The organism is Kitasatospora sp. NPDC057965, assembly GCF_042887135.1.
GTDB lineage: Bacteria > Actinomycetota > Actinomycetes > Streptomycetales > Streptomycetaceae > Kitasatospora.
The window spans coordinates 405,187-420,925 of sequence record NZ_JBHVPZ010000004.1; the positions used below are offsets into that span (position 1 = coordinate 405,187).

Sequence of the window (15,739 nt, forward strand, 5' to 3'; positions counted from 1 at the left end):
GTGCGTCCATGGTACGGACGCCCGGCCGCTCACCCGTTCGGGCCTTCGCCGGGTCCGTTCGAACCGGCCGGGCCGGGCTACTCGAAGCGCGCGGCGAGCAGCGTCAGGTCGTCGGTGGCCGGGACGCCCCCGGCGCCGGCCGCCTCCCGCTCCGCCGCGACCGCCACCAGGTGGGCGCAGAGCCGCTCGGGGTCGATCCGCACGTCGCGCGGGGCGTCGGCGGCGGCCCGGCGCAGATTGGCCTGCCCGGCGTGCAGGGTCGGGCCGAAGCGGCGGGCCAGTCCCTCGGTGCAGAGCAGCAGCGTGTCGCCGCGCTCGGCGGTGAACTCGACGCCGGGCGCCTCCCAGCAGGAGAGCACGCCCAGCGGCGCGGAGAGCGAGGTCTCCACGAACTCGGCGCCGTACCGGGTGACCAGCACCGGCGGGCAGTGCCCGGCCCCGGCCAGGGTGACCCGCCGCCCCTCCGGCTCCACCCAGGCGTAGACGGCGGTCGCGGTGCGGGCCGGCTCGGTGGTCTTCAGCAGCAGTTCGAGGTCGCCCAGGACGGACACCGGGTCCTCGCCCTCCAGCACCGCGTACGCCCGCAGCGCGGCCCGCACCCGGCCCATCGCGGCGGCCGCGCCGGGGGCGGAGCCGGGTCCGGCGCCCGGGCCGTCGCCGGACACCGAGCCGACGGTGAGGCCGACCGTGCCGTCCGGCAGCGGGATGGCGTCGTACCAGTCGCTGCCGCAGGAGCGGTCCAGGCCGGCCGGGACGAGCCGGGCGGCCAGCCGCAGGCCGGCCGGCTGGGGGAGGTGGTCGGGCAGCAGGCCGGCGCGCAGCGCCTCGGTGGTGCGCCGGACCTTCTCCGCGTCGAGCTGCTTGGCCAGCAGCGGGGCGGCCACCTCGCAGTAGCGGCGGGCCAGCTCGCGCTGGCGCTCGGTCGGGGCGGCGGGGCGGTCGTAGAACCAGAGCACGGCGGCCAGCGGGCCGTCCTCCTCGGTGGCGAGCGGCAGGCCGTAGCAGCCGCCGAGGCCGAGGTGGCCGGCCAGCTCGCGCAGCCGGGCGCCGATCGCGGGGTCGCCGACGAGGTCGTACGACTGCAGCTCGGCGGGCCGGTCGTGCTCGCGCAGCAGCCGGGCGAGCAGGCTCTGGTCGGTCGGGACGGTCTCCAGCGCGCCGAGGCTGGCGCGGTCCAGGCCGAGGCCCACCGGCTGGCTGGGGCCGCCGCCGGGCAGCGCGGTGACCAGCAGGGCGCGGGCGGCGCCGAGCAGCGCGGCGCCGGAGGCGAGCACCGCGTCCAGGGCGGCGGACAGGCCGCGGGAACGGGCGAGCCGGGCGGTGTGCTCGTGCAGGCTGGTGAAATCGGACAGGCGTCCGGCCAAACGGTCCTGCACGCGGGTGGCGGAGGCGGCGGGCCGCGCGCCGTCGGATGCGCCGGGGGCGCCCGGGGCACGGCTCGCGCCCTCGCCGGTGCCCGGCAGCTCGCCGGGCGCTGCGCCGTCCGGCTGTCCCTGCTGCGGCCCGTCCGGCCGGCCGGCGGACTGCCCGCCGGCCGCGGCCGGCTCGTGGAAGCCCGGCGGATCGAGCACGGAGAGCCCGCTGGTGCCGCCGGACTCGGCCGGCTCGGAGGACGTCGACGGTGGGTGGGACTCGGTCATGCCGCCACTCCTGACGCGGTGGTGCGTGTCACGCGGATCATGCGGAACCCCCAGGTACGGCCGTTAGGAGCGAGCACGGCCAAAAGGGCGCGTTTCGCCTCGATTCGCTACTACTCGTCATTGATCGACAGCAATGCCACCACTTCTACACAGGCCATTCGGGGCATGTCCAGAGCCATGACAAGGCAGATGGCCCGTTCCGCGCCGGAGCGGCCCGGCCGGGGGCGCGTTCCGTTCGGTTCGCGCCGGTCGACTGCGCCGCAGTCCGGTGGGACACGGGGCCCCGGCCGCCCGTCGGGCATGGAGCGGCCGGCGAACGGGCAGAACCGGGGGGACGGCTCCGGCGGCCGTCCGGATCGTATGCCCCTGGCGCCGGCCGGCCGGGTCGGCCGGAAGCGACTCACTCGTACGGTGGAACCAACCGCGGCCGGGCGGCGTCCATCCGGTCGCATACGGGATTCTCGTTCCAAGGGCTGTTCTATTCCACGGCCCTTTCACATCGTGCTCCACCGCGTGCTCCAGGCCCGCGCCGTTGTCGCACCGCCGTCCGTTCCGCCGTACGCCCCGCCCGCAGCCCGGCCCCGGTCCGGCCCCCGGTCCGTTCCGACCCGGCTCCCGGCCGGTTCCCTCCGTCCGGTTTCGCGGGCCGGTCCGGCGTCCCCGGACGCGCGGCGGCGGCCGGTCCGGCGACCGCGGGCGGAGCCACCGAGCGGTCACGGAAAGGAACGGGTGCCAATGCGTGACAACCCACTGCGCGACGACCCGAGAGGCCGGTCGGCGGCCCGGGCGGCCCGGCTGGCCGGGGCCCTGACGGCGGCCACCGGGCACCGCTGGCCCGTCGTCCCCGGCGCCGTCCTGGTCGCCGACGGACACTGCTCCTGCGGCGACCCGGACTGCCCGGTGCCGGGCGCCCACCCGCACGACCCGCCGCTGCTCGCGGCCACCACCGACGCCCGGATGGTGCGCTGGTGGTGGGAGCGGCGCTGCCCGGACGCCCCGGTGCTGGTGGCGACCGGGCGGGCGGTCTGCGCGGTCAGCCTCCCGGCGGCGGCCGGTGCCCGCGCGCTCGCCTACCTGGCGGCGCTGCGGCTGCGGCTCGGCCCGGTGCTGGCGATGCCCGGCCGCTACGCGATGCTGGTGGCCCCCTACTCGCTGGACGCGCTCGGCGAGATGCTCGTCCAACTTCCCTGGGTGCCCGGATCGTTGCGCTACCACGGGGTCGGCGGCTTCCTGCCGCTGCCGCCCGGCGGCGGGGACGGCGACCGGGTGCGCTGGGTGCTGCCGCCCGGCCGGGGTGCCGACGGCGAGGTCTGGCTGCCGCAGGTCGAGCCGCTGTTGGGCGAGTTGGTGGCGGCGGCGGTCCAGCTGGACAGCGGCCGCTCGGCATACTGACGATCCGTCGTCGGCGTACTGATCGGGCACGGCCGACCGTCCCCGGCGTGGGGCGTTCGGAAAACAAAAGATCCGGCCGCTGGCGACGGGGGATGCACCAGCGACCGGACTCTTTAGACAGTAACAAGGATCCGCGCCCGCGCCAATTTCCAAGACGCCCTCGCAGCCCGGAAATTGCGGGTTGCGGGCGCCAATGTGACGCGTATCACGCCGATCCGCCGGGTGTGTCCCGGCGTTGCGTCCCGCCTTTAGTTCAGGGTGACCTGACGGTTCACCAGGTTCGCCCGGGCCCGCCGCTCGTCGGCGGTGAGCGGGGCCGGGTCGGCGAGCGTCGCGGCGAGCCGCTCGGCGAACTCCGCGGCCGGCTTCTCGCAGTCGGCCGCGGTCATCCCGATCGGCAGGTCCCAGACCGGCACGGTCAGGCCGTGCGCCCGGAACGAGCCGACCAGGCGGGTGTCCGGGCCGATCGCGGACTGCTCGGCGGCGGTCAGCCGGGCCAGCGCGTCCAGCAGCTGCTCCTCCGGGACGGTCATCACCCAGCGCAGGTGGTTCTTGTCCGGGGTGCCGCACCAGTAGGCGGCGTCGACGCCGGTGAGCTTCTCGGTGGGGATCGCCGAGGCGTTGGCGCGCTCCAGCGAGGCGGCCACCTCGCCGGTCGCGGTCTCGGCGTCCTCCAGCCAGAACTCGAAGCCGGTGTGCACGGCCGGCTCGAAGGCGGCGGTGCCGTCCAGCAGGTCCTGCAGGCGGCGGCCGCCCGGCACGGTCCGGCGGGCCGGCACCGGGGTGCCCGGCTCGGTGGCCAGCGCCAGCTCCAGGGCGTCCGCGAGGTCGCGGCTCAGGTCGCCGGAGGACGACTGGGTCTGCAGGCCCAGCAGGATCGAGCCGTCCTGGCGGCGCAGCGCGGGCCAGGCCAGCGGCAGCACGGTGGCCAGGGTGACCGACGGCACCTCGCCGGCGGCGGCCCCGGCCACCCCGGCGGCCAGCGTCAGCGGCACGGTGGCGGCGGGCACCAGCTCGCGCAGCGCCACCCAGTCCGCCTCGCCCGGCAGGCCCTCGAACGGGCGGTGCACCAGCTCCTGGACGGCGTGCGAGGCCTCGCGGCCGTGGCAGGCCTTGTAGCGGCGGCCCGAGCCGCAGGGGCAGTCCTCGCGGGCTCCGACCACGGGGATCTCGCCCGTGACGGCGGGGGTGGACTGGGTGCGCTGCGGCGCCTTCTTGGCGGCCTTCTTGCCCATGGTGCGGCTCTCCCGGGAACGGTGGTGTTGTGCTCCCGGCAGCCTACTGACGTTCCCCGGGCGCGTGGCGTGCGCCGGGGCGCGGGCGGTCCGGCCCGCGCCCGCCGTCCCGGTGCACGGCCGTCGTGGTGCTCGGGCGTCGTGGTGCTCGGGCGGTCAGCCGGCGTGGCGGCCGTTGCCGGGGTGTCCACCGCCGTGGTGTCCGTCGGCGTGGTGTCCGCCGCCGGTCCGCCGGGCGTGCCGGGCGCGGGCCGGCAGCGCCGCCCACACGGTCACCTCGCCGGGGGCGTCGCGCACGCCCCAGTCGCTGGCCAGCTGGTCCACGATGCTCAGCCCGCGGCCGCCGTGCGAGGTCAGCGAGGGGCTGGACGGCGACGGCCGGGTCTGCGCCCCGCCGTCGGTGACCTCCAGGGTGAGCACGCCGTCGGCGTGCATCTGCCAGCGCACCAGGACGCCGCCGGTGTCCTCGCCGGCCTCGCCCGTCGCGGCGGCCTGCTTGCCGCTCCCGCCGGTCGCGCCGGTCCGGGCCGCTCCGCCGACCAGCAGCGGTTCGACGGCCCCGGAGCGGGCGCCCCGGCCGAGCGCGGGCAGCGGGCCCAGCGGTCGGGCGTAGCGACAAGCGTTGCTCAATAGTTCGGAAAGGATCAGAACGGCATCATCAATGACCGGTTCCGGTATCTCGCGGTCTCCCAGATCTCGACGCAGCCGGCGCCGTGCGACCCCGACACTCGCTGGGCCGTGCGGCACTGCCATGGTCGATGAAGTCGGCACTTCACGCGCCACCATCAACGCCACCCCCGGACCTCCTTCAGCGTATGCCGAGGGATGGATGCCCCTTGGCAATACGTCGGAAACGACCGTGCGGCGATCCCTCGCGCACATTTGGCGGCCGTCCACCGTCGGTGCGCGAGAGGTGATTCGACGCTCACCCTGCGTCGTGAAACTGTATGAATTGCGGCAGAAATCGTCGCCGAAAGGTTTGAGTCCCTACCAAGCCGATCAACGGCCGACGGTGGTTGAACGGTTCACCACAGCGGTACCACGTACCCCGCGATTACCACCGGGTCCGCCACCGGGTCCGCCGGCGGGTCCGTCGACGGACCGGGCGTGCGGGCGGGTGCCCGGGCTCAGCGGCCGAGCTGGGCCAGGACCTCCGCCGGGCGGTTGGTGATGATCGCCGACACCCCGAGCTCCAGGCAGAGCTCGACGTCGGCCGGTTCGTCCACGGTCCACACGTGCACCTGGTGGCCCAGCTCGCGCAGCCTGGTCACCAGCCCCGGCCGGGCCCGCACCAGCTCGATGCCGGGACCGGCGATCCGCGCCCCGCCCGGCAGCGGCGCGCCCGGGCGCAGCCGTCCGCGCAGCACCAGGCCGCGCTCGAACAGGAACACCCGCGGGTACTGCGGCGCGGCGGCCGCCACCCGGGCCAGCGCGAGCGAGGAGAAGCTCATGATCCGGGCGTTGACGCCGTGGCCGCCCGCGCCCGCGTCGCCGCCGCCCGCGCCGCCGATCCCGAACCGGTCCAGCACCCGCAGCAGCTCGGACTCCACCCGGCCGCGGAACCGCACCGGGTGCTTGGTCTCGATCGCGAGGTCCACCGGACGCCCGCAGTCCACCACCAGCTCCAGCAGGCTCTCCAGCCGCAGCACCCCGCGCAGCTCCGGGTCCTCGCTCGGCCGGCCGGTCTTCCAGGCGCCGAAGTCGTGCGCCTCCAGCTCGGCCAGGGTCATCGCGGACACCGTGCCCCGGCCGTCCGAGACCCGGCCGATCCGCCGGTCGTGCACGCAGACCAGCTGCCCGTCGGCGGTCACCCGCACGTCGCACTCCAGGGCGTCCGCCCCCTCGGTGAGCGCCTGGCGGTAGGCGGCGAGGGTGTGCTCGGGAAGGGCGTACGAGGAACCGCGGTGGGCGATCACCTGGACGGGCGGTGCGGTGCGGGCCGTCGCGGGCGAGACATCAGGGCTGGTCACGCCCTACACGATAGGCCGCGCAAGTGACACGGAGGCGAAGACGGTCCCAACCCGGGGGGCCGTCTTCGCCTCCGTGTCCGCCTCCGCGCCCGCGGCTGCGGAGCGGGTCAGCGCGCGACGGCGCCGCGGGCCCGGGTGAACGGGGTGAGCGCCCAGGTGGCCAGGGCCGGCACCAGGAAGCCGAACAGCGAGGCCGAGGTCCACTCCTGCGGGGTGAAGTGCAGCGCCTCCTGCGCGGAGGTCCAGAGGTCCGTCCACCAGCCGGCCACCGCGGTCGGCGCGATCAGCTGGTAGGTGGCGAAGCCCAGCGCCCACGGCAGCAGCATCAGCCAGCGGGACGGGGCGTCGGCGGAGAGGTCCCAGCCGCGCCGCCCGGCGCCGAGGAAGTAGTCGACCGCCAGCACCGCGAACATCGGCACGAAGACCGAGCCGATCAGCCCCAGGAAGGCGTAGTAGGAGTCGGTGAACGCGGTGATCTGCAGCGCGAGCACGGTGATCAGCACACCGGTGCCGCCCGTCAGCACCCGGCGGTCGACCTTCGGCAGCAGGTTGTGGATCGACATCGCGGTCGAGTAGACGTTGGCGAAGGACTGGTCGGTCTCGCGCAGCACCAGCACCAGCAGGAACAGCCAGCCGGCCCAGACGCCCAGGAAGGAGTCGAAGATCCGCTCCGGGTTCCCGTCCGCCTGCAGCAGCGCCATCAGCCCGAGCACGTAGCACCAGACCTGGGCCATCGTGTAGCCGGAGAAGCTGCCCCAGAACGCCGAGCGCGGGGTGCGCGAGTGCCGGGTGTAGTCGGCGGCGAGCGGCACGAACGAGATCGACACCGCGATCATCGCGTCCGTCGCCCGCAGGAAGCCGTGCCAGTTGCCGGCGCCCGGGTCCGGTACGCCGTGCCGGCCGAGCTGGACGGTGAAGTACACCATCGCGACCGCCACCGCGGCGGCGACGAAGCGGCGCAGCACCGCGATGGCGCCGAGCGGCCAGATGGTCAGCGCGGTGGTCAGCGCGCCGGCCAGCACCACGAAGACCCAGCGGTAGCCCTCGGTACCGGTCACCGTCTGCGCGCCGAGCGCGATCGTCAGCAGCTCGTAGACGCCCCAGCCGATGCACTGGACGATGTTGAGCACCGTCGGCACGTAGGACAGCCGGGTGCCGAACAGGCCGCGCAGGTTCGCCATGGCGGGCGCGCCGGTCCGCGCGCCGATCAGCGCGGCCACGCCGAGCATCGCGGTGCCGACCACGGTGCCGACCGCGATCGCGGTCACCGCGGCGGCCAGCGACAGCTCCTCGCCCTTGGCGCCGAGCACGGTCGCGGCGGTGGTGAAGCCGATCAGCGAGACGCCGAGGTTCATCCAGAGCGCGAAGTGGTCGCGGAAGCCGAGGGTGCGGGGCGGCTCGGTGTCCAGCACCAGCGGCGCCTCGGTGCGGGCCGGGGGCTCCAGGACGGCGGTGGCCGTCCGCGCGGTGTCCCCGTCGGGGGAACCGGGGGCGGTGCCCGCGGCGTCCTGCGGCGGGGGGACGTTCCGGGACGCGGGCGCGCCGGAGGACGAGGATGACGAAGCGGACGGCATGGCCGATCTCTCCCTACGCCGGCATTACCCGGACAGGTTCCGGCGGTCTGCGCCCCCTCGACGGCCGCCCACGAGGTCCGTGGCGTACGGTCGACCGGCGCACTCTCAGCCTGGTCGGTCCAAGCTCCCGCGTGTCAGTTCGGAGCGACAGGCTAGTCGCCGTCGGGGGGAACGCCAAGACGGGTCGTGTCGGGTACGGCGCTTCGGCGGCCGTCTGGCCCGGCTAAGGATTCTTATGAGTTCTTCAGAAGGGTCCTTACGGCAATCGAATCGGGTGTGCGAAAAACTATGGTTGTTGGTCCTGTCAGCTATGGAGGTCGTCCGTGAGCACCGAGCGCGAGGTTGGGTCCACCGGGCCGCAGGGGGAGCAGCCCTCCGGCGGCCAGGGGGTGGTGGGTTCCGCTTCTGACGGTCCGGCGCAGCAGTCTGCGGCCGGCCCCGCCCCCGCCCCCGCAGCGACGCCCGCAGTCGACCAGCCGTCCCAGCCGCCCGCCGAGGGGGGTTCCGGCGGGTTCACGCCCACGCTGGCGTTCGGCAAGGTCGGCGCCCCGGAGGCGCCCGCCGCGCCGGCCCCGGCCCCGGCCGCCGAGCCCGGGTACCTGGACGCGCCGCCGCCGGTCCTGCCGCCCGCCGCGCCCGCGGCCCCGGCCGCCCCGGTCGCTCAGGCCGCCGCGCCGTACGGCGACAACCCGTACGCCACCCCGGCCCCGGGCACGCCGGTGCCCCCGGCGCCCGTCGCGCACGACCCGTTCGCCGCCCCGGGGGCCCCGCAGGCCCCGGGCGCGACCGGCCAGCACCACCACCCGTTCGGCGCCGGCCAGCCGCTCGGCGGCTGGGGCGCCGCCCACGACATCACCCCGGGCGCGCCCGGGGCCCCCGGCGGTCCCGGCGGCCCGCTCGGCTACCCGGGCGAGTACCCCGGCGCGCCGGTCCCCGGCGGCCCGCGCAAGAAGCGCGGCGGCCTGATCGCCCTGGTCGCGGCCGTCGCCCTGGTGGCCGGCGTGGCCGGCGGCGCGGTCGGCGTGTCCGTCGCGGACCGCGACGGCAAGTCGGTGAGCGCCAAGGCCGACCGCAGCTCCACCACCGTCCAGGCCAACAACACCCAGAAGAACGAGCCCGCCCCGGGCTCGGTCGCCGGCATCGCGCAGAAGGCGCTGCCCAGCGTCGTCACCATCAAGGCCCAGGGCAACGGCGAGTCCGGCACCGGCACCGGCTTCGTCTTCGACACCGAGGGCCACATCCTCACCAACAACCACGTGGTCGCGCCCGCTTCCAGCGGTGGCAAGCTGACCGTCAAGTTCGCCGACGGCAGCTCCTACGGCGCCTCCGTGCTGGGCCGCGCCGAGGGCTACGACGTCGCCGTCATCAAGCTCGACAACCCGCCCAAGGAAAAGCTGACGCCGCTTCCGCTGGCCGACTCCGACAAGGTCAACGTCGGCGACTCCACCATCGCCATCGGTGCCCCGTACGGCCTGGAGTCCACCGTCACCACCGGCATCGTCAGCGCCAAGGACCGCCCGGTCGCCTCCGGCGACGAGACCGGCGCGCAGGCCTCCTACATGAACGCGCTGCAGACCGACGCCTCCATCAACCCCGGCAACTCCGGCGGCCCGCTGCTGGACTCCGCCGGCGGCGTGATCGGCATCAACTCGGCGATCCAGTCCAACGCCTCCAGCAACGGCCGGGCCGGCTCCATCGGCCTGGGCTTCGCGATCCCGATCAACCAGGCCAAGTGGGTCGCCGACACCCTGATCAAGACCGGCAAGCCGGTCTACGCCAAGCTCGACGTCCTGCGCAACGACGACTACAAGGGCGACGGCGCGCAGATCCAGACCCGCGACGTCCAGGGCCAGCCGGCCGTCACCCCGGGCGGCGCCGCCGACCAGGCCGGCCTCAAGCCGGGCGACGTCATCACCAAGCTCGGTGGCAGTCCGATCGAGAACGGCCCCGCCCTGGTCAGCAAGATCTGGACGCACAAGCCCGGCGAGACCGTCGACGTCGAGTACACCCGCAACGGCCAGACCGCCACCACCAAGGTCACCCTCGGCAGCCGCGTCGGCGACAACTGACCCCCGACCCGCCCCGGAAACCCTGTGCACCGAACCCCGCCGGACCCGTTAGGCTGACCTCCGCCTGGAGAGCTGCCCGAGCGGCCTAAGGGAACAGTCTTGAAAACTGTCGTGCGGTGACCCCGTACCGTGGGTTCGAATCCCACGCTCTCCGCCGGTAGGAGAAGAACCACCTGCTCAAGGCGGGTGCCGACCTCGGGTCGGCACCCGCCTTTGTGCTGTTCGGGGTGGGGCCGGCTGTGGGCCGGGGTGGGGCAGGGTTCACCTGAACGGGGGGTTTGGGGTGGGAACGTCCTCGGGTGGGGGTGCGAGGTCCGTCGTCAGGGCGTAAGGGGCGAACTGCCCTGGGCCCGGCGAGGAGAGACTGATGGCCTGGTACCCCGGTGCGGAGAAGATGGAGCTCGAACCGGAGTCGGACGAGCAGCCGGCGATCACCCCGACACAGGTGATCTTCCACAGCGTGGCGGCCCCGTGGACGCCGCGGCGGATCTACGAGTACTGGCGGGACTCCACCAACCTGGAGTCCCACTTCGGGGTCGGGTACGACGGCAGCGTCGGGCAGTACATCGGCACCCAGACCCGCGCCGACGCCAACATGCGGGCCAACCGCCGGGCCGACGGCACCGGCGCGGTGAGCGTGGAGTCGGCCAGCGACGACCAGAGCACCGATCCGTGGACGGACGCCCAGATCAACGCGTTCGTCGCGCTCGGGGTCTGGCTGCACCAGCGGCACGGCATCCCGCTGCGGATCTGCGGCGAGTGGGACGAGCCCGGCTTCGGCGTGCACCGGATGTTCCCCGAGTGGTCGGACGGCGGGACGGCCTGCCCCGGGGACATCCGGGCCCGCCAGTTCCGCGACGTCGTGATGCCCGGCATCGTCGCGGCGGCCGGCGGTGCGCCGCTGCCCCCGCCGGGCGGCGGCTCCGGCCCCGCCCGGTACCGGGTGACCATCAACGGTCTCGAATACGGCTACGGCGCGCACGGCCCGCAGGTCGAGGAGGTGGGCCAGGCGCTCGTCCGGCAGGGCTTCGGCGGGCACTACCAGTCCGGTCCCGACCAGGACTGGCGGGACGCCGACACCCTCAACTACCAGGACTTCCAGCGCAGTCTGGGCTACTCGGGGTCGGACGCCGACGGCGTGCCGGGCGAGGCGTCGCTGCGTCGGCTGCTGGGCCGGCTGCCCTCGGCGCAGCGGGTGTCGCTCGCCCACGTGGTCGCGGCGGCGCGCACCGACCCGGAGGCCGAGCAGGGCCACCAGACGTACGGCGGCGAGGTGCGGATCGTCGAACAGGCCCTGGCGGACGAGGGGTTCCTGGAGCAGCGCTGGGTGGACGGCTCGCTCGGCACCCGCACCGTGCAGGCGTACGCCGCGTTCCAGCGCAGCCTCGGCTACGCGGGCGAGGACGCCAACGGCATCCCCGGCCGGCGCAGCCTCCAGGTGCTGGGGCAGCGCCGGGGGTTCGACGTGACGGACTGAACGGACCGAACGGACCGAACGGGCTGGACGGGTCGCCGGGAGCGGGCGGCCGGGGGAGGCCGGGCGGCGAAGCCGGTGCTTGACCATGACACCGTGTGAGGGTCTGCACTGGAGGGACCATGTTGAACATCGGAGACTTCGCCAAACACGGCCGGGTGTCGGTCCGCATGCTGCGCCACTACGACGCCGTCGGACTGCTCCGGCCCGCCCGGGTCGACCCGTTCAGCGGCTACCGCTGCTACGAGGCGGCCCAACTGGCCCGGCTCAACCGGCTCATCGCCCTCAAGGACCTCGGCTTCACCCTGCAACAGGTGCGGGCCGTCCTGGACGAGGAGGTGGACACGGCCGAGCTGCGCGGGATGCTGCGACTGCGGCGGGCCGAGCTCGCCGCGGCGATGGCGGCGGACGCCGAGCGGCTGGCCCGGGTCGAGGCGAGGCTCCGGACGATCGAGAGCGAGGGGACCATGTCCACGCACGATGTCGTGGTGAAGCGGGTGCCGTCGGTGCGGGCGGCCGAACTGACCGGGGTCGCGGCGAGCTACGAGCCGCAGGACATCGGGCCGGTGATCGGCCCGCTGTTCGAGGAGCTCTGCGGGCGGCTGGCGGCGGCCGGCATCGCGCACAACGGCCCGTCCGTCGCCCGGTACGAGGACACCGGCGGCGGGGACGGCTCGGTGCTGATCCGGGTGGCCGTGCCGATCGCCGCCTCGGTCGACCCGGCGGGGGAGCACGGTCTCGCCGTGGTCGACCTGCCGGCGATCGAGGAGGCGGTGACCGTGGTGCACCGCGGCTCGATGGACGACTCCCTGGGCGCGGTCCAGGCGCTGGCGCGGTTCATCGAGGAGAACGGCTACCGCTCGACCGGGTACGCCCGGGAGCTCTACCTGGAGTGCCCGGAGGAGGTGGCGGACTGGGTGACGGAGCTGCAGGAGCCGGTGCAACGCGGGTAGCCGGCCGGTCGTCCGGGCGCGGCGCCCGCCGCTTGCCCTGAAACCGGTCGAGGGCCCCGGTGTCGCCCGGCGTGACGACCACCGAGGCCCCGCGTCCGACGGCGCCGCCCGCCCGGCGCGGGCGGCGCTGCCCGGGCCCTACCCGCCCCGAAGGAGAGGCCCCGGTCCGCTCGACCGGACTGCCGGGCCTGCTCGCCGACACGGCGGGCCCCCGGCTGCCCACGGCGCTCGGCGTGGTGGCCACCGGCGCCGCCGGGCTGCTCGCGGCGGCCTCGCCCGTCCTGCGCCGGGGCGGTGTACTTGCCGGGCGGCCGGGCGGGCGGCAGAGTGCGAGGACCGGGCGTGCCCGGACGGGTACGGACGGCGCCCCGGCGAGGTGGGACCGGCGGTGCGGTGGCGCGGGCGGTGCGAGCGGAGGCGGCGATGAGTGACCTGACGGACCGGCTGGCGGAGGGCCTCCCGCCCGGCGCCCTGGCGGTGGACCCGGACGTGACGGCCGCCTACCGGCACGACATGGCGGACTTCTGCCCGGCCGGCACCCCCGCGGTGGTGGTCTTCCCGGAGACGGTCGAGCAGGTCCAGCACGTCCTGCGGACCGCCACCGCGCTGCGCGTGCCGGTGGTCCCGCAGGGGGCCAGGACCGGGCTGTCCGGCGCGGCCAACGCCGTCGACGGCTGCATCGTGCTGTCGATGGTGAGGATGAACCGGATCCTGGAGCTGGACCCGGTGAACCGGATCGCGGTGGTCGAGCCGGGCGTGGTCAACGCCGAGCTCTCCCGGGCCGCCGCGGCCTCGGGGCTCTGCTACCCGCCCGACCCGTCGAGCTGGGAGTCCTGCACGATCGGCGGCAACATCGGCACCGGTGCGGGCGGCCTCTGCTGCGTCAAGTACGGCGTGACGAGCGAGTACGTGCTCGGGCTCGACGTGGTGCTGGCCGACGGGCGGCTGCTGTCCACCGGCCGCCGGACGGCCAAGGGCGTGGCGGGCTACGACCTGACCCGGCTGCTGGTGGGCTCCGAGGGCACCCTGGGCGTGGTGGTCCGCGCGGTGGTGGCGCTGCGGCCGGCCCCCGCGCCGCAGCTGGCGCTGGCGGCGGAGTTCCCGAGCGCGGCAGCGGCCGGTGCGGCGGTCTGCGAGGTGATGGCGCGCGGCTTCACCCCGTCGCTGATGGAGCTGATGGACGCGGTGAGCGTGCGCGCGGTCAACGAGCTGGGGCGGATGGGGCTGCCGGAGTCCACCCGTGCGCTGCTGCTGGTCGCCTTCGACGGCCCGGACCGGGTGGCCGAGCTGGCCGCGGTCGGGGAGCTGTGCCGGGCGGCCGGGGCGACCGAGGTGGTGCCGGCCGAGGACCAGGCGGAGTCGGAGCTGCTGCTGGAGGCGCGCCGGCAGGCGCTGCCCGCGCTGGACCGGCTGGGCACCACGATGATCGACGACGTGGCGGTGCCGCGCTCGCGGCTGGCCGAGATGTTGGAGGGCGTCGCGGCGATCGCGGAGCGGCACGGGCTGACCATCGGGGTGGTGAGCCACGCGGGCGACGGCAACACCCATCCGATCGTGATCTTCGACGCGGCGGACGCCGAGCAGTCGGCCCGGGCGCAGCGCTCCTTCGACGAGATCATGGCGCTGGGGCTGGAGCTGGGCGGCACGATCACCGGTGAGCACGGGGTGGGGCTGCTCAAGCGGGAGTGGCTGGCGCGGGAGCTGGGGCCGGTGGCGGTGGACCTGCAGCGGCAGCTGAAGGCGGTCTTCGACCCGCTGGGCATCCTCAATCCCGGCAAGGTGGTCTGATCCGTCGGCTCCCGCACGCCCTGCCGATTTTCGGACTGTCACAGAATGGCCCGAATTTATCGACACGGTAAGTCGACCGAACCGGCAGGGGGCGCGTTCGACTTTGTCGCGCGCCGTGGGGGTGCACCGGTTCGTGGCCGGTCGACCGGTCTGCGTCGCAGGTGGGAGGGGGTGTGAAGGTTGCGCTCTCCGGTCGGTGGCGATTATGCATGGGGCCGCCGGATATCACGCTAAAGGGCGAAAAGGCGGCCGTGAGGTGGTGCTTTGTCGATTTGTTGCGGAAGTCTGTGTCCAGACGTCGCACATCCGCAGGTGTTCGTTCGGTCGGCGAACTCCCGCACACCTGACACGATCACCGTTCACGGGAGGCTCCACCACGACATCGTCCTCGTACCGGTCTTCTTCCCGAACTCCTGAGTTCCTGAACTCCTGAACTCCTGAGCACCGACCGGGTGCCGTCGACGGCGGGGGCGCCGTCGCCGGAGGCCGGGCCGGACGGGAGGGAACGGATCGCACAGCGCTTCACCGGGCAGCGGAAAGGGTCACCGCGCACCGGTTCCGTGGGCGGCACCGCAGATCGGTGCCGCCCACGGGCGCGTCCGGGGGCCGTGGAGAGGTCCAGTCCAGGGCCCGCGCCCGGCGCCGTCACCGCGCGGCGGTACGGTTGCGCTCCGACAGCGCACCCCGCGCCGGCACGCCCTCCCGGCGACCGGTCCGCCGCGGGGCTGCGGACGCGGCAACCGGAAGGAAGGGCGCGATGGCAGCGGAGGAGGAGGGCCTGACCGGCCCCGGCGAGACCAGGCCGGCACCGGATCCCGGGTTCGGCGGGGAGCAGGCGCCGGCCGCGCCCCGGTCCGTGCCCGAGCTGATGCTCGGCCGCCCGCCGATGGCCCGCCCGTTGCCGACCTTCGACGCCGAGGCCGCCCCGGCCGAACCGGGCCCGCTCTTCGTGGACTGGCTCGCCACCGCGCTGTACGCCGGGGTGCTGGACCCGCAGGTGTTCACCCTCTCCACGGTCGACGCCGACGGCATGCCGGACGCCCGCGTGCTGGTGCTGCGCGACGTGGACGCCGCCGGCACCGGCTGGGTCTTCTCGACCGCCGCCGACAGCCCCAAGGGCCGTCAGCTCGCCGACCATCCGGCCGCCGCGCTGACCGTCTACTGGCCGCAGCTCGGCCGCCAGGTGCGGGTGCGCGGCACCGTCGAACGGGCCGCCGACCAGGTGGCGGGGGCCGAGTTCGCCACCCGCTCCCCGGCCGCCCGGATCGGCGCGCTGGTCGGACGGCAGAGCGAGCCGCTGGCCTCGCCGGCCGAGTACGAGGAGGCCGTGGCGGTGGCGTGGCGCCGACTGGAGGCCACCCCGGACGCGGTCGCCGCCGGGCACGCCGTCTACACGCTCTGGGCGAACGAGGTGGAGTTCTGGCAGGGCGACGCGGAGCGCCACCACGTCCGGCTCCGCTACACCCGGACCGGCCCGGTGCGCACCCCGGAGTGGTCGCGCACCCTGCTCTGGCCGTAGCGCCGGGGCGCCGTAGCGCCGTAGCGCCTGAGAAAGTGTTGGGTAATCGGGTGATCACTCGTTCTTGAGGTCGTCGGCGAGGCGGCGGGCTGCTTCGGTCTCGATGGGGCCGCGTGGTTCGATCG

General features: G+C 74.8%; 11 protein-coding genes, 1 tRNA gene and 1 riboswitch. Of the genes, 7 read left to right on the forward strand and 5 right to left on the reverse strand.

Translation table 11 applies throughout. The features are described 5' to 3' along the window. Nucleotides 1-77: 77 nt before the first annotated feature. Nucleotides 78-1,640, reverse strand: a complete 1,563-nt coding sequence (locus tag ACFVVU_RS07635) for a PP2C family protein-serine/threonine phosphatase (RefSeq protein WP_380685302.1) — start codon at nucleotides 1,638-1,640, stop codon at nucleotides 78-80. 735 nt (nucleotides 1,641-2,375) lie between these two features. Here ACFVVU_RS07635 and ACFVVU_RS07640 point away from each other — a divergent pair. Then, nucleotides 2,376-3,032: a bifunctional DNA primase/polymerase gene (locus tag ACFVVU_RS07640; protein ID WP_387788686.1), complete on the forward strand. Its 657-nt coding sequence runs from the start codon at nucleotides 2,376-2,378 to the stop codon at nucleotides 3,030-3,032. 248 nt (nucleotides 3,033-3,280) lie between these two features. Here the strand turns inward: ACFVVU_RS07640 and ACFVVU_RS07645 are convergent, their stop codons facing one another. The 4 genes from ACFVVU_RS07645 to ACFVVU_RS07660 form a co-directional block, all read right to left on the reverse strand. Further along, nucleotides 3,281-4,267: a DUF5926 family protein gene (locus ACFVVU_RS07645; protein ID WP_380685307.1), complete on the reverse strand. Its 987-nt coding sequence runs from the start codon at nucleotides 4,265-4,267 to the stop codon at nucleotides 3,281-3,283. 156 nt (nucleotides 4,268-4,423) lie between these two features. Next, the gene (locus tag ACFVVU_RS07650) at nucleotides 4,424-4,897 is read right to left on the reverse strand and encodes a hypothetical protein (RefSeq protein ID WP_387788687.1); all 474 of its coding nucleotides are present in this window, start codon (nucleotides 4,895-4,897) and stop codon (nucleotides 4,424-4,426) included. Between the two features lie 497 nt (nucleotides 4,898-5,394). Continuing rightward, on the reverse strand, nucleotides 5,395-6,237 hold the full coding sequence (locus ACFVVU_RS07655; RefSeq protein ID WP_380685312.1) for a glycerophosphodiester phosphodiesterase family protein: 843 nt from the start codon (nucleotides 6,235-6,237) through the stop codon (nucleotides 5,395-5,397). 107 nt (nucleotides 6,238-6,344) lie between these two features. Beyond that, nucleotides 6,345-7,811 (reverse strand): purine-cytosine permease family protein, encoded by a 1,467-nt coding sequence (locus tag ACFVVU_RS07660; RefSeq protein WP_380685314.1) that lies wholly within the window; start codon nucleotides 7,809-7,811, stop codon nucleotides 6,345-6,347. After that, a riboswitch (TPP riboswitch) is annotated at nucleotides 7,805-7,952 on the reverse strand. Its footprint overlaps the gene before it by 7 nt. A gap of 182 nt (nucleotides 7,953-8,134) precedes the next feature. Between ACFVVU_RS07660 and ACFVVU_RS07665 the strand changes: the two genes are divergently transcribed. The 6 genes from ACFVVU_RS07665 (at nucleotide 8,135) to ACFVVU_RS07690 (ending at nucleotide 15,614) form a co-directional block, all read left to right on the forward strand. After that, complete coding sequence (locus ACFVVU_RS07665) at nucleotides 8,135-9,880, forward strand: S1C family serine protease (protein WP_387788688.1); 1,746 nt, start codon at nucleotides 8,135-8,137, stop codon at nucleotides 9,878-9,880. A gap of 66 nt (nucleotides 9,881-9,946) precedes the next feature. After that, nucleotides 9,947-10,034, forward strand: a tRNA-Ser gene (locus tag ACFVVU_RS07670). 213 nt (nucleotides 10,035-10,247) lie between these two features. After that, nucleotides 10,248-11,357 (forward strand): peptidoglycan-binding protein, encoded by a 1,110-nt coding sequence (locus ACFVVU_RS07675; protein WP_387788689.1) that lies wholly within the window; start codon nucleotides 10,248-10,250, stop codon nucleotides 11,355-11,357. Nucleotides 11,358-11,476: 119 nt separating this feature from the next. Next, entirely contained in the window at nucleotides 11,477-12,307 is an 831-nt protein-coding gene (locus ACFVVU_RS07680) for a MerR family transcriptional regulator (RefSeq protein WP_387788690.1), read from the forward strand. Between the two features lie 423 nt (nucleotides 12,308-12,730). Continuing rightward, a complete protein-coding gene (locus ACFVVU_RS07685) occupies nucleotides 12,731-14,095 on the forward strand; it encodes an FAD-binding oxidoreductase (RefSeq protein ID WP_380688821.1) in 1,365 nt (454 codons plus the stop codon). A gap of 757 nt (nucleotides 14,096-14,852) precedes the next feature. Then, nucleotides 14,853-15,614, forward strand: a complete 762-nt coding sequence (locus tag ACFVVU_RS07690; RefSeq protein WP_380690434.1) for a pyridoxal 5'-phosphate synthase — start codon at nucleotides 14,853-14,855, stop codon at nucleotides 15,612-15,614. Nucleotides 15,615-15,739 lie beyond the last annotated feature (125 nt).

What these genes read in the sequence shown, in the direction of transcription:
- ACFVVU_RS07635 (WP_380685302.1), bottom strand. Translation starts at nt 1,640, where the DNA reads ATGACCGAGTCCCACCCACCGTCGACGTCCTCCGAGCCGGCCGAGTCC.
- ACFVVU_RS07685 (WP_380688821.1), top strand. Translation starts at nt 12,731, where the DNA reads ATGAGTGACCTGACGGACCGGCTGGCGGAGGGCCTCCCGCCCGGCGCC.
- ACFVVU_RS07675 (WP_387788689.1), top strand. Translation starts at nt 10,248, where the DNA reads ATGGCCTGGTACCCCGGTGCGGAGAAGATGGAGCTCGAACCGGAGTCG.
- ACFVVU_RS07640 (WP_387788686.1), top strand. Translation starts at nt 2,376, where the DNA reads ATGCGTGACAACCCACTGCGCGACGACCCGAGAGGCCGGTCGGCGGCC.
- ACFVVU_RS07690 (WP_380690434.1), top strand. Translation starts at nt 14,853, where the DNA reads ATGGCAGCGGAGGAGGAGGGCCTGACCGGCCCCGGCGAGACCAGGCCG.
- ACFVVU_RS07645 (WP_380685307.1), bottom strand. Translation starts at nt 4,267, where the DNA reads ATGGGCAAGAAGGCCGCCAAGAAGGCGCCGCAGCGCACCCAGTCCACC.
- ACFVVU_RS07680 (WP_387788690.1), top strand. Translation starts at nt 11,477, where the DNA reads ATGTTGAACATCGGAGACTTCGCCAAACACGGCCGGGTGTCGGTCCGC.
- ACFVVU_RS07660 (WP_380685314.1), bottom strand. Translation starts at nt 7,811, where the DNA reads ATGCCGTCCGCTTCGTCATCCTCGTCCTCCGGCGCGCCCGCGTCCCGG.